This window comes from Oricola sp. (assembly GCF_965230365.1).
Lineage (GTDB): Bacteria > Pseudomonadota > Alphaproteobacteria > Rhizobiales > Rhizobiaceae > Oricola.
On record NZ_OZ246003.1, the window covers coordinates 293,189 to 305,803 of the forward strand.

The window sequence follows — 12,615 nt, forward strand, 5'->3', positions numbered from 1 at the left end:
CCTCCCTGCGCCGGGCGCGAATCATCCTATTTCCGATGAACGAGCATAATTGTCGACAATGGCGGTAAGGTTACAGGCGCTGAAGCGGGTTGGCCCTGCGCCTGAACGCCGGTCGCCTGCACACCGCCCATATTGCCGCGGTCGCCACCGCCATAGACCGCCGCATCTGTATTCAGCGCCTCGTCCCACGTTCCTTCGAAGGGCAGCCCGCAACGCCAGCCGCGACGTTCCACGGGGGTGAAATTGCAGATCACGGCGACGGTCGGATCGTCGGGTCCGCCCGTGCGGAGCCAGGCATAGATCGAGTTCTCAGCGTCATTGGCCTCGATCCAGCGAAAGCCGTCGGGCTCGCAATCCCTGAAATGCAGTGCGGGCGTCGCCCGGTAGAGCGTGTTGAGATCGCGCACAAGACGGCGAATGCCAGACTGCAGCGGACCTGACGCTTCCACCCAGTCGAGTTCTCCTGACTGGCGCCATTCCGAGGATTGGCCGAACTCACAGCCCATGAAAAGAAGCTTTTTGCCCGGATGTCCCCACATGAAGCCGTAATAAGCCCGCAGGTTTGCGAATTTCTCCCACTCACTGCCCGGCATGCGCGCGATCATCGAGCCCTTGCCATGCACGACCTCGTCATGGCTGATGGGAAGGATGAAATTCTCCGAAAACGCGTAATGAAGCCCGAATGTCATCTGGTGATGATGGTGTTTGCGATGCACGGGATCATGCCGGATGTAATCGAGCGTGTCGTTCATCCAGCCCATGTTCCACTTGAAGCCGAACCCGAGGCCGCCGGCATCGGCCGGACGTGACACGCCCGGAAAGCTGGTGCTTTCCTCGGCAACGGTCATGATGCCGCCGACCTCGCCATAGACGGTCGTGTTCATGCGCTGCAGAAGGGCGATCGCCTCCAGGTTTTCGCGGCCGCCGTGGACATTCGGCACCCACTCGCCTTCCTTGCGCGAGTAATCGCGGTAGAGCATCGACGCGACCGCGTCGACCCTGAGACCGTCGACATGGTATTCTTCGAGCCAGAAGAGCGCGTTCGAGACCAGGAAGTTGGCCACTTCCGAGCGGCCGAAATTGTAGATCAGCGTGTTCCAGTCGGGATGGTATCCCTCGCGCGGATCGGCGTGTTCGTAGAGCGGCGTTCCGTCGAACTTGCCGAGCCCGTGGGCGTCCGCGGGAAAATGGCCTGGCACCCAATCCAGTATCACGCCGATTCCCCGCATGTGGGCGGCATCGACCAGATCGCGAAACTCGTGCGGCGGACCATGCCGGATCGTCGGCGCGTAAAGCCCGATCGGCTGGTAACCCCATGAGCCGTCGAACGGGTGCTCGCTCAGCGGCAGGAACTCGATGTGGGTGAAACCCATCTCGTTGACATAGTCGACAAGCTCGACCGCCGCCTCGCGGTAAGACAGCATGCGGCCGTCTTCCTCGTGGCGCCGTTTCCACGAACCGAGATGAACCTCGTAGATGGAGATCGGCGCGGTGCGTCCGTTGCGGCCGCCACGCTCATCCATCCAGCCTTCATCGCGCCAGCCATAGCCGGAAATGTCGCGGACAATGGAAGCAGTCTGCGGCGCGTGCTGGGCCCCAAAGCCGACGGGATCGGATTTGAGGGGCAAGAGGTCCCCGCCCGGCCCGCAAATCTCGTACTTGTAATTCGCGCCGTCACCGACACCAGGTATGAACATCTCCCAGACCCCGGTCACGCCGCGCCGGCGCATGACATGGCGGCGGCCGTCCCAAGCGTTGAAATCGCCCACCACCGATACACGGCGCGCATTCGGCGCCCAAACCGCGAAATGCGTGCCGCGCGTGCCTTCATGTTCGATGACGTGCGCGCCAAGCGCGGTCCAAAGCCGACGATGCGTTCCCTCGCTTAGAAGGTACTCGTCAATCTCGCCGATAACCGGGCCGAACCGGTATGGATCGTCGTACTCCCAACTGCGCCCCTCTGCACGTCCTGCAAGGCGGTAGACCGTGTTGTCGACGATGCCGGAAAACACACCGGGCGCGTTCTTTATCGGGAAAAGCTTGAACGCGCCGCTCGCGGTCACGGCGGACAGCTCTTCAGCCGCCGGATCGAATGCCACAACGCGGATGTCCTTGCCCCGCATATGCGGCCCCAGGATCGCGAAAGGGTCGTCATGCGTTCCGTCGGCGATGCGCAACGCGTCATCGGGCGCGGGGATGCTGGGCCTGATGTCGGCGGGTTCGACCATGCGCCAAGCGTATCGTCACCGGGCGGAATATCAACTTAATAGATTTACCGGATCAGACGTGCTGCACCGACTGCACATCCCAGACATCGCGCATGTAGCCGCGGATCGTCCGATCCGACGAGAACCAGCCGCAACGCGCCGTGTTGAGGATGGCCATGCGCATCCAGTCGTCCCGCTCCGCGAAGGCGGCGTCCACCTTGCGCTGCGTCTTGTAGTAGTCGGCAAAATCCGAGCAGACGAGAAAGTAGTCGGGGCCGCGCAGATTGTCGACGATATCGGCATAGCGGTGCGGATCATCGGGCGAGAAGACACCGTCGCCGACATCGGCAAGCGCTCGCGCCAGTTCGGGGCACTCGTCGATCGCCTTGCGCGCATGCTGGGGGATCGTCCGGCGCGCCACGACCTCGGCGGCCGTCATGCCGAAGAGGAAGAAGTTCTCGGCGCCGACACGTTCGCGGATCTCGACATTCGCGCCATCGAGCGTGCCGATGGTCAGCGCGCCATTGAGCGCGAATTTCATGTTGCCGGTGCCGGACGCCTCCTTGCCAGCCGTCGAAATCTGTTCCGACAGGTCGGCCGCCGGAATCAGCCGCTCGGCAAGCGAGACATTGTAGTTCGGCAGGTAGACCACCTTCAGGAAACGGCTGGTCACCGGGTCCGCGTTGATAGTGCTGGCGACATCGTTGATCAGGTGGATAATCTTCTTTGCGAAGACATAGGCCGGTGCCGCCTTGCCGGCGAAGATCTTGACGCGCGGCGTCCAGCCGGCGTCCGGATCGGCCTTGATCGCATGCCAGTGGGCGATCGTCTCGAGGATGTTGAGATGCTGGCGCTTGTATTCGTGGATGCGCTTGATCTGGATGTCGAACATCGCCGCCGTATCGAGATCCACGCCTTCGCTGCGGCTCACATAATCGGCGAGACGCTCCTTGTTCTGCCGCTTGGCTGAGGCAAAGGCATCGCGGAAGCCGGCGTCGTCGGCAAGCGGAACCAATGCCTCCAGCTTCTCCAGATCGCCGACCCAGCCATTGCCGATTGTCTCGTCGATGAGCCGGCTCAGCCCGGGATTGGCGGAAAACACCCATCGGCGCGGCGTCACGCCGTTGGTCTCGTTGACGATGCGCTCCGGGTGGAGGTTGTTGAGTTCGGCAAAAACCGTGTCCTTCATCAGGTCGGTGTGAAGCGCGGAAACGCCATTCACCTTGTGCGCCATGATGAACGAAAGCTCACCCATATTGACCGCGCTGTGGTCAACGATCCCGACTGCGCGCGAAGGGTAGGACCTGGCGTGCATTCGGTCGATGCGGTCGATCAGCTGCATGTGGCGAGGCAGGAGTGAAGCCATCATCTCGACGGGCCATCGCTCCAGCGCCTCGGGCATCAGCGTATGGTTTGTATAGGACAGGCAGGCACGGGCGATCTCGACTGCGTCCTCGAATTCGAGGCCGCTCTCGTCATGCAGCAAGCGAACCAGTTCCGGGCCGGCGATTGCCGGGTGTGTGTCGTTCAGCTGGATCGCCACCTTTTTGGGCAGCAGCCGCAGATCGTCATATTCGCTGCGGAAGCGCCGCATGATGTCATGCAGCGACGCAGCGGTGAAGAAGAACTCCTGCTTGAGCCGCAGGCGCTTGCCCTGGTCGGTGGTATCGTCCGGATAAAGCACCCTGGAAATGGTGCGGGCGAAGGCTTCAGGTTCGGCGGCGGCGACATAGTCGCCCCGGTTGAAGCTCTCGAGGTCGAACAAGGTCACCGGTTTGGCGGCCCACAGCCGCAGCGTGTTGGCCCAGCGTCCCTTCCAGCCGATCACCGGCATGTCGTAGGCCGACGCAAGAACCCGCTCGGCGGAGGTCCAGGTGGCGCGGCTGCCATCCTCGTGCACCTCGCCGCCGAAGCCGATCTCGAACGCCACCTCCGGCCGCTCGAACTCCCAGGCATGTTCCTGGTTCAGCCAGTCTTCCGGCTCTTCGACCTGGCGGCCGTCGACAAAGCTCTGCTTGAACAGGCCGTGCTCGTAGCGGATGCCGTAGCCGTATCCCGGGCATGCCAGCGTCGACATCGAATCGAGGAAACATGCGGCCAGACGACCAAGCCCGCCATTGCCGAGCGCGGCGTCCGGCTCATTCTCCAGCACCTCCTCGAACGGCACGCCGATATCCTCGAAAGCCGCGCGCGCGCTGTCGAGCAGACCCATATTGGTGACCGCGTCCTGCAGCAGCCGGCCGATCAGGAACTCCATCGACAGATAGTAGACGCGCTTGTGCTGACCCGCATAGGTGGAGCGGGTAGCATCGAACCACGGATCGACGATGCGGTCGCGCAGCGCCCGCGACAACGCCATGCGCCAGTCGTAGACATGGGCATGGTCGGGGTCCTTTCCGAACGAATACCGCAAATGACGCAGCATGTCGTCGCGCAGCCCTGCGCTGTCCATGGCATGCCCGCCGCCCGGCCGTGCGTTGTCGTTGCTGATCATGATCGTTCCACTGGAGCCCGATAGCGATTTCAAACGATTCTATTGCGTATGGCGCAGCCTTCCGCAACAGCGATGATGCGCTCAGTGAATTTGGTTGATGGGCGTTGCCGAGATGCCGCACCGGCGCCGATCGCATGCTTGCCTTGGCCGCATGGCGCACCTACAAGACCGCAAGCGAGAACGAGGGAAAGAACATGGCGGGCAACGCGATTCGACTGCACAAGGGCGACCTTAGCGCCGACGCGCTGGCGCTCTACGGAGACCGCATCGCCATTGACACCGAAACGCTCGGCCTCAACCCGCATCGCGACCGGCTTTGCGTCGTGCAACTCTCGCCGGGCGACGGCAGCGCCGATGTGGTACAGATCGCCGCCGGCCAGTCTTCAGCGCCCAATTTGGCTGCGCTTTTAACCGACAATTCGCGCACCAAGATCTTCCATTTCGGACGCTTTGACATCGCCGTGCTCAACAAGGCGTTCGGGGTAACAACCGCGCCGGTTTTCTGCACCAAGATCGCCTCGCGGCTGACCCGCACCTATACCGACCGCCACGGATTGAAGGACGTCACGCGCGAATTGCTCGGCATCGAATTGTCGAAGCAGCAACAATCCTCCGACTGGGCCGCCGAAACGCTCAGCGAGGCGCAGCTCGAATATGCCGCATCCGATGTTCTGCATCTGCATGCGCTGATGGACGCGCTGACCTTCCGGCTCGAGCGAGAGGGGCGCACGGAACTGGCGGCGGATTGCTTCCGTTTCCTGCCGACGCGCGCCGCGCTCGACCTTGCCGGCTGGCCCGAAGAAGACATCTTCTCGCACAGTTGACCCGCGCCAAGACAAAACCGCTGCTGATCTTCGATTTCGACGGCGTTCTGGTCGACAGCGAGGCGATCTACATCAAGGTCGAGATCGAGTTTCTGGGCCAGCTCGGTGTTGTCGTGGACCGCGACTGGTACGTCCTGAACTTCATGGCACTGGCGCAAGACGAATGGCGCAGGCGCTATGGCGAACTTGTCCTGCGCGAAACCGGACAACCACTGTCCGACGCCCAGTTCGAAGAGATGAAATCTCAATCCCGGCAACTTGTGCTGGATGGCCTGAAGCCCGTCGAGGGCGCGCCTGAGATGCTGGAGAAACTCGAGTTGGAACGCTGCGTGGCCTCGAGCACGCGCCTGTTCTTTCTGCACAGGAAGCTGAACCAGGTCGGATTTGCCCGGTTCTTCGGCAACGGCATCTATTCCGGCGACATGGTCGAGCACGGCAAGCCCGCACCGGATCTGTTTTTGCACGCCGCGAAGGCGATGGGCCGCGAAGGCGAGACGTGCATCGTCGTCGAAGACAGCGCCAACGGCGTGCGCGGCGGCAAGGCGGCCGGCTTCTTCGTGATCGGGTTTACCGGCGGCAGCCATTGTGGCGAGCGGCATGACGACATGCTGGTCGATGCCGGCGCGGACATGATCCTTGCCAGCCACCGGGACCTCACCGATTGGCTGAACAACGAGTACCCGGCCGGCTGAACGGCTAACCGCGTTTCTTTCCGAACACGCCGACGCGCAGCATGACCTCGCGGGGTATCTTGTAGGTCGATAACAGATGGTGATCGGTCTTCATGCCGAGATGATCGCGCTGAATGAACAACACCCAGGCTTTTTCGGCTGCGTCCTGGACAAGCTCGTCGCGGTCGCGGTTGGAGCCGGGCGTCGCATCGTGCCGCCGCAAGGCTTCCAACGCTTCCTCGAGCTGCCGCCCGATGCGTCCCAGCGCCGAGGCCGTCTCGGCCAAGATCTCATAGGAGAACGCATCATACCGTGCTGCAATGGAACCCGGGCGGGCAAGCGAACGTGGCGGGCGCATGGATATCCTGTCGGTTTCTCCCACAAACAACGCTGCCGCTGAAGCCGCAGCCCGTCAAGCCGCGCAAACAAAAAGGCCGGGTCTTGCGACCCGGCCCCATGACGATCCTTTGCAGACCGATTACTTTTCGTCGCGGTTCTTGAGCGCCGCGCCGAGAATGTCGCCCAGCGAAGCGCCGGCGTCGGTCGAACCGAACTGCGCGACGGCTTCCTTCTCCTCGGCGATTTCAAGCGCCTTGATGGAGATCGAGATCTTGCGCGTCTTCTTGTCGAAGGCGGTCACGCGGGCATCGACCTTCTGGCCAACCGCGAAGCGCTCCGGACGCTGCTCGTCGCGGTCGCGCGACAGGTCGGAGCGGCGGATGAACGAGTCGGCATCGTGATCGACGAGCTTCACTTCCAGACCGCCATCGGTCACGGCGGTGACCTCGGCCGTCACGACAGCGCCCTTGCGCAGATCGCCGGAGGCTGCCGCCTCGCCGATGGCATCGCGGCCAAGCTGCTTGATGCCGAGCGAGATGCGCTCCTTGTCGACATCCACATCAAGCACAGCGGCTTTCACCACATCGCCCTTGTTGTAGTTCTCGATGGCCTGTTCGCCGGGCTGGTTCCAGTCGAGATCCGACAGGTGAACCATGCCGTCGACATCGCCATCGAGGCCGATGAACAGACCGAACTCGGTCTTGTTCTTGACTTCGCCCTCGACAACGGTTCCCGACGGATGGGCCTGCGCGAAGGCTTCCCACGGGTTTTCCAGCGTCTGCTTGAGGCCAAGCGAGATGCGGCGCTTCTGCGGATCAACCTCGAGAACCACCACTTCGACTTCCTGCGAGGTCGAAAGGATCTTGCCCGGATGGACGTTCTTTTTCGTCCAGGACATCTCGGAGACGTGGATCAGGCCTTCGATGCCTGGCTCGATTTCCACGAACGCGCCGTAGTCGGTGATGTTGGTGACGGTACCGCCGATCTTCTTGCCGACCGGGTAGTTGGTGCCGATGCCATCCCACGGGTCGGCCTGAAGCTGCTTCATGCCGAGCGAGATGCGGTGCGTTTCCTGGTTGATGCGGATGATCTGCACCTTGACGGTCTGGCCGATGGACAGGATCTCGGAGGGATGATTGACACGCCGCCACGCCATGTCGGTGACGTGCAGCAGGCCGTCGATACCGCCGAGGTCGACGAACGCACCGTAGTCGGTGATGTTCTTGACCACACCGTCGACGGTCTGACCTTCTTCCAGGTTCTGGACGATTTCCGAACGCTGCTCGGCGCGGCTCTCTTCAAGCACGGTACGGCGCGAAACGACAATGTTGCCGCGGCGCTTGTCCATCTTCAGGATCTCGAAGGGCTGCGGGTTGTGCATCAGCGGCGTGACATCGCGAACCGGACGGATGTCGACCTGGCTGCGCGGCAGGAAGGCAACGGCGCCATCCAGATCGACGGTGAAACCGCCCTTGACCTGGTTGAAGATGACACCTTCGACGCGCTCGCCGGCCTCGAACTTGGCTTCCAGCTTGACCCAGCTTTCCTCGCGGCGCGCTTTCTCGCGCGAAAGGACCGCCTCGCCCAACGCGTTTTCGACGCGCTCGACATAGACTTCGACGGTGTCGCCAACGGTCAGTTCGCCGTCCTTGGCCTGAGCACCGAATTCCTTGAGCGCGATGCGGCCTTCGACCTTCAGGCCGACGTCGACAATCGCCATGTCTTTTTCGATTGCCGTGATCGTGCCTTTTACGACCGAGCCTTCGGACGTGTCGCGATCTTCAAAGGATTGTTCGAGGAGGGACGCGAAGTCCTCCACTGAGGGGTTCATATCGGACATTAATACTCCAAACGTATCCGGGATTGTCACATCGGATACAGGCGCCAGGTTTGTGTTGCGTTGTCCCAAATGGCGGTCCGGCCCACGATATCTGACGGGGCCTGTTATTGGCGCGATGACCGCGATCTGGAAGCTGCTAGTTTTGCTTCAGCGCAGCGTCAATTCGTTCACGCGCGCCCTGAAACGCCGCCTCTATAGTCATTTCCGACGTGTCAAGCAAGTGCGCATCCGTTGCCGGCTTCAGGGGCGAGTCGTCCCGGTTCATGTCACGGTCGTCGCGCTTGCGAATATCCGCGAGAATAACCTCTTCGTCCGCGCTGCCGCCATTCGACAGAATCTCGTGGTAGCGTCTTGTTGCCCGGATCTCCGGCGATGCCGTGACATAGAGCTTTACCAGCGCGTCGGGGCACACCACGGTTCCAATGTCGCGTCCGTCCAGCACCGCTCCCGACCCTTCGCCGGCAAACCGGCGCTGCCGGTCGACAAGCACCTTGCGGACACCCGGCATGACGGCAATCTTCGACGCCGCCTCGCCTATTGTGTGATCGGCGAGAACATCGCGGCGCATATCGCCGATGGCGAAGCGTTCGGCCGCCGCGATGGCGGAGCGCTCGTCATCAAGCGGCAATCCGGCCTGAAGCAATTCGCGGGCAACGGCGCGGTATGTCAGACCCGTATCGAGATGCCGCAGGCCGTAATGCGCGGCGATGCGACGGGCCAGTGTTCCCTTGCCAGACGCTGCGGGGCCGTCAATGGCGATCGTGTAGGGCAATTCCGCGATCCTCACGCTTATGCAAACTGCAGGACCGTGCCCGCGAGGGGCGGCTGCCCGCTGATGCGTTGATACCAGCCGCCGTCCGGCCCGGTTTCGGCGCTCAGCTCCGCGCCGAAAGCATGAAAGAGCGCCGCGATATCGGAGGATGCTCCGCTCAGGCCGCAGATACCCGGCGCATTCAGCGCAGCCAGGAAGAAGGCCGCGCGCACAACCGGCGGCGGTGGGTCGGCCTGCTGTACGATCACAGGATTTGCCGTGCGCGCGCCGCGCAGATCGATGGACCGGTGGTCGTCCGCCCATTCGGCTTGCGCACCCATGCGGCGCGCCAGCGCCAAGACCTGACCGATTGTTGCCGTGTCCGGTTCCGCGCCGAGCGCAATACGGGTTGGCATGTCATAGGCGGATAACAGTCCGGCGATGAGGCAAGCCGTTTCATCATCGGCTATCTCGACAGGGGCTTCGGCTTGCAGAAGGCATCCGTTGCCGAGACCGCGGACCGTGATATCGGCGCCGGTCACATCGTGCCGGGCGCCAAACATGCCCATCGCGTCCAGCACGGCTGCGGTTTCGGGCCGGTCCGCCGCGCCGCAAAGACGCGTCTCGCCCGGGGCCACACCTGCCAGAACCGCGGCAAGCCTGGGCAAGGGCGGCACCGCGGCAAGAGCGGCGGTCACGGTCTGTACCGCCGCCCTGCCGCCATCATCGGTTTCCTTGGTTGTCTTGCCGGACATGGATCGCGCCGATTTCCCGTGTTGCTTCGAACCGCGCCCTAGCATGACGGCGAAACATTATCACCCCGATAAGCGCACGCCCCGGTTCATGCACCGGGTGTCATCACGGTCCGCCAATTCGGCTTTGACAGGGTATTTCTTTGCAGCTATGGACCGGGATCGATTTTCACGAAATTCCAGAGCCGTGCTGCCGCGTTTCAAGCGATGCGCACGAGTGAGACAAGGACGCAACCGTGGCGAAACCTGAACTTGGAACAAAGCGCATCTGCCCGGAAACGGGCCGGAAATTCTACGACCTCAACAAGGATCCGATCATCTCGCCATATACGGGCAAGTCTTACCCCTTGTCCTTCTTCGATGACACCAAGTCCGAGACCATCGAGGAGAAGGCCGAAGAGACGACCAAGGAAAAGGCCGAAATCGAGGAAGAAGACGATTCCGCCGGGCCGGAGGTTGTGTCGCTCGAGGACGCGGAAGAAGACGAGAACAGCCAGGACGACGCCAACATGCCCGATCTCGGCGACAACACCGATGACGAGTTGGACGTCGACCTGGACGATGACGACGACGACGACACATTCCTTGCCAATGACGACGAGGACGACAACGACGATGTCAGCGATATCATCGATGTCGGCGGCGACGACGACGAAACGTGAAAAATGCGCGCTGCGGGGTCTTGATATCTTCGCAGCGCGACTGTATCGAACCGCGATCCGCACGCTGGCATCCCAAGGCGGACGCGAAGGGGCCATAGCTCAGTTGGGAGAGCGCTACAATGGCATTGTAGAGGTCAGGGGTTCGACTCCCCTTGGCTCCACCAGCCCGCTTTCCGGGCAATTCTTTCTTCAAGTGCAGACCACACATAACCAGTCGCCCAGGGCCGTCAGATTTCGACGCCCGATCCGGCGATTCATAATCGAGACCTCGAGATGCGCCTGACTAGAAACAAGTCCGACAAAATCCACACCGAGGACCGTCCCAAGCTTCTGAAGACGATCATTCGCGCGCCGTTCAGCGGCCGGCACCGCAACCGTTTGGCCTTTTTCACGGTTCCTTACGAACTGATCCCGGTGGTGCGGCTGTCGCTGCTATCAAGCGACGGGCGATACATGTATATCCGGAACTCGAAGGCGGCCTGCTCTGCCGTCACCCAAACGATCCACCATTGGGAAACCGGCGAATTCTCGGCGAAAAACGTCCACATTCAACCGGTGCTGCGACAGGGCAACGAACACCTTCATTCGCTCGCAAAGGCGCTGACAGACCCGAACGTCTATCGTTTTTCATTCGTTCGCGACCCGCTGGCGCGGGCGCTTTCCGGTTTCAGCAACTTCTTCCTGGACAACCGGAACAAGCAACGCAAACACCATATCGAGCCGATGACCCGCATGGGTTTTTCGCCGGACAAGGCGACCGAGCGCAACTTCGACGTGTTCCTCGACTATGTCGAAAGATGCATCGAGGAAGAACCGATCTTCATGGATGCCCATTTCCGTCCGCAATTCTACAATCTCAGACCGGATCTGGTGAAATACGACCGCATCGGCAAGGTGCACAACCTGTCAGGCGAGTTGCGGGACCTTGCAGAGGTGCTGGGACTTCCAGAACCTGCCGGGATCGACAAACCGCAGTTCAACGTTTCGATGAAGCGCTATGAAGCCACGCCCGAACAGGTGCAGCGCGTCAGGCGGATTTACGCGAAAGACTATGCCGAGTTCCAGTTCGAAACGCCTGCATCTGGCGGCGCGCGATGATGTTGTTGGCGACGCTGCGCCTGATCTTGCGCAGGATGTAGCTCGCCTCGCGGACCCCGCGGCGTGCATTCTTCAGATTTATGAGAAAATCGATCTGGCTTTCGGCGCCCGTTGTCTTGACCGGCGGGTCGAGAAACGCCAGCCCGCGTCCGGAGGCGATGCACCAGTCGCGCAGGAACTGATCGACCGGTGCGGTGGCCGGCAAGCCGTTTCTGAGGAACGCTTCGGCTCCCTCCCGTGACCAGAACAACCCGGTCGTAAGAGAAGGGAAATGATGGGCCGCGCACAGCACGTGTTCGACATCTCCCACGCGAAACCGATCGATCTCGGTGCTGTACTTCTTTGGGTGGTTGCCGAGATTGACAACATGCCAGCCCGCGATATCGGCAAGCAGCGCCTCCAACTGGCGGATCAGATCGAGAAAGCCGTTGTCGATCCGCATGTCGTCTTCCAGAACCAGCGCATGCTGCGCATCGGATTCCAGAAATCGCTTCAACGCGTCGACATGGCTGAGGTAGCAGCCGATTTCCCCAGCCGCCAGGGTTCGTCCATAACGGTGTAGCGCGCCGCCTTCATCGTAGTCCGACAGATGCTGGTCGGTCAGCCGCGCGCCATCGACGGCTGCGATCCGTTTGAAACCGAGACCGATACGGCATAGCTGTTCCGTCGCGCTATCGAGGCGATCGGGAGAGCGGTCCATATTGATCAGATAGGTCTTGATTGTCATTGCGCGGGCAACCCCGCGCGCAGCGTGGTCAAAAAAACGACCGCAGCGTGATGCCGCATAATGCCAGTCAGCTCCAAGTATCTCAAATCGGCTGCGTCGATCACCATGCGAAACAGGGTTCTTCGCAGCGCCAGCCTTTCCCGGCTAGCCCAAGGCTATCGGAGCTTTTGTTCCCTTTAGCAAGAGGCAGTACTCACCATCACCGTCAAAATCGGCGCGCCAGTGTTACCCGGCGGACGAGTTTGCGTAA

General features: G+C 61.7%; 11 protein-coding genes and 1 tRNA gene. 5 read left to right on the forward strand and 7 right to left on the reverse strand.

Annotated elements, in window-relative coordinates; genetic code table 11:
* Nucleotides 1-26: 26 nt before the first annotated feature.
* Together glgB and ACO06R_RS01345 are read right to left on the reverse strand one after the other, a co-directional pair.
* A complete protein-coding gene (gene glgB, locus ACO06R_RS01340; protein WP_421855092.1) occupies nucleotides 27-2,228 on the reverse strand; it encodes a 1,4-alpha-glucan branching protein GlgB in 2,202 nt (733 codons plus the stop codon).
* A gap of 52 nt (nucleotides 2,229-2,280) precedes the next feature.
* Complete coding sequence (locus ACO06R_RS01345; RefSeq protein WP_421855095.1) at nucleotides 2,281-4,701, reverse strand: glycogen/starch/alpha-glucan phosphorylase; 2,421 nt, start codon at nucleotides 4,699-4,701, stop codon at nucleotides 2,281-2,283.
* 194 nt (nucleotides 4,702-4,895) lie between these two features.
* On the opposite strand from ACO06R_RS01345, the gene ACO06R_RS01350 reads away from it, so the two are divergent.
* The gene (locus ACO06R_RS01350) at nucleotides 4,896-5,525 is read left to right on the forward strand and encodes a ribonuclease D (RefSeq protein WP_421859149.1); all 630 of its coding nucleotides are present in this window, start codon (nucleotides 4,896-4,898) and stop codon (nucleotides 5,523-5,525) included.
* A complete protein-coding gene (locus ACO06R_RS01355) occupies nucleotides 5,522-6,217 on the forward strand; it encodes an HAD family hydrolase (protein ID WP_421855099.1) in 696 nt (231 codons plus the stop codon). The genes ACO06R_RS01350 and ACO06R_RS01355 overlap by 4 nt, the downstream gene beginning before the upstream one ends.
* Before the next feature lie 4 nt (nucleotides 6,218-6,221).
* Here the strand turns inward: ACO06R_RS01355 and ACO06R_RS01360 are convergent, their stop codons facing one another.
* From ACO06R_RS01360 to ACO06R_RS01375, 4 genes are all read right to left on the reverse strand, one after another.
* Nucleotides 6,222-6,554, reverse strand: coding sequence for a DUF6665 family protein (locus ACO06R_RS01360; protein WP_421855102.1), 333 nt, complete (start codon nucleotides 6,552-6,554; stop codon nucleotides 6,222-6,224).
* Nucleotides 6,555-6,674: 120 nt separating this feature from the next.
* Nucleotides 6,675-8,375, reverse strand: coding sequence for a 30S ribosomal protein S1 (rpsA, locus tag ACO06R_RS01365; RefSeq protein WP_421855105.1), 1,701 nt, complete (start codon nucleotides 8,373-8,375; stop codon nucleotides 6,675-6,677).
* 136 nt (nucleotides 8,376-8,511) lie between these two features.
* Nucleotides 8,512-9,156 (reverse strand): (d)CMP kinase, encoded by a 645-nt coding sequence (cmk, locus tag ACO06R_RS01370; RefSeq protein ID WP_421859152.1) that lies wholly within the window; start codon nucleotides 9,154-9,156, stop codon nucleotides 8,512-8,514.
* 8 nt (nucleotides 9,157-9,164) lie between these two features.
* The gene (locus ACO06R_RS01375; protein WP_421855108.1) at nucleotides 9,165-9,881 is read right to left on the reverse strand and encodes a hypothetical protein; all 717 of its coding nucleotides are present in this window, start codon (nucleotides 9,879-9,881) and stop codon (nucleotides 9,165-9,167) included.
* Nucleotides 9,882-10,114: 233 nt separating this feature from the next.
* Here ACO06R_RS01375 and ACO06R_RS01380 point away from each other — a divergent pair, with 233 nt between their 5' ends.
* The 3 genes from ACO06R_RS01380 (at nucleotide 10,115) to ACO06R_RS01390 (ending at nucleotide 11,638) form a co-directional block, all read left to right on the forward strand.
* The gene (locus ACO06R_RS01380) at nucleotides 10,115-10,540 is read left to right on the forward strand and encodes a TIGR02300 family protein (protein WP_421855110.1); all 426 of its coding nucleotides are present in this window, start codon (nucleotides 10,115-10,117) and stop codon (nucleotides 10,538-10,540) included.
* An 88-nt stretch (nucleotides 10,541-10,628) separates the two neighbouring features.
* Nucleotides 10,629-10,704 (forward strand) — tRNA-Ala (locus ACO06R_RS01385).
* Nucleotides 10,705-10,813: 109 nt separating this feature from the next.
* Nucleotides 10,814-11,638 carry a sulfotransferase family 2 domain-containing protein gene (locus ACO06R_RS01390; protein ID WP_421855113.1) on the forward strand — a complete coding sequence of 275 codons (825 nt, stop codon included), beginning with the start codon at nucleotides 10,814-10,816 and terminating at the stop codon, nucleotides 11,636-11,638.
* On the opposite strand, the gene ACO06R_RS01395 is transcribed toward ACO06R_RS01390, so the two are convergent.
* Nucleotides 11,568-12,365 (reverse strand): glycosyltransferase family 25 protein, encoded by a 798-nt coding sequence (locus ACO06R_RS01395; protein ID WP_421855117.1) that lies wholly within the window; start codon nucleotides 12,363-12,365, stop codon nucleotides 11,568-11,570. The two genes, ACO06R_RS01390 and ACO06R_RS01395, sit on opposite strands and share 71 nt — an antisense overlap.
* Nucleotides 12,366-12,615: the final 250 nt, after the last annotated feature.

Coding starts and splice junctions, on each gene's coding strand:
- ACO06R_RS01360 (WP_421855102.1), bottom strand. CDS start 6,554: ATGCGCCCGCCACGTTCGCTTGCCCGCCCGGGTTCCATTGCAGCACGG.
- ACO06R_RS01390 (WP_421855113.1), top strand. CDS start 10,814: ATGCGCCTGACTAGAAACAAGTCCGACAAAATCCACACCGAGGACCGT.
- ACO06R_RS01345 (WP_421855095.1), bottom strand. CDS start 4,701: ATGATCAGCAACGACAACGCACGGCCGGGCGGCGGGCATGCCATGGAC.
- ACO06R_RS01395 (WP_421855117.1), bottom strand. CDS start 12,365: ATGACAATCAAGACCTATCTGATCAATATGGACCGCTCTCCCGATCGC.
- ACO06R_RS01350 (WP_421859149.1), top strand. CDS start 4,896: ATGGCGGGCAACGCGATTCGACTGCACAAGGGCGACCTTAGCGCCGAC.
- glgB (WP_421855092.1), bottom strand. CDS start 2,228: ATGGTCGAACCCGCCGACATCAGGCCCAGCATCCCCGCGCCCGATGAC.
- ACO06R_RS01375 (WP_421855108.1), bottom strand. CDS start 9,881: ATGTCCGGCAAGACAACCAAGGAAACCGATGATGGCGGCAGGGCGGCG.
- rpsA (WP_421855105.1), bottom strand. CDS start 8,375: ATGTCCGATATGAACCCCTCAGTGGAGGACTTCGCGTCCCTCCTCGAA.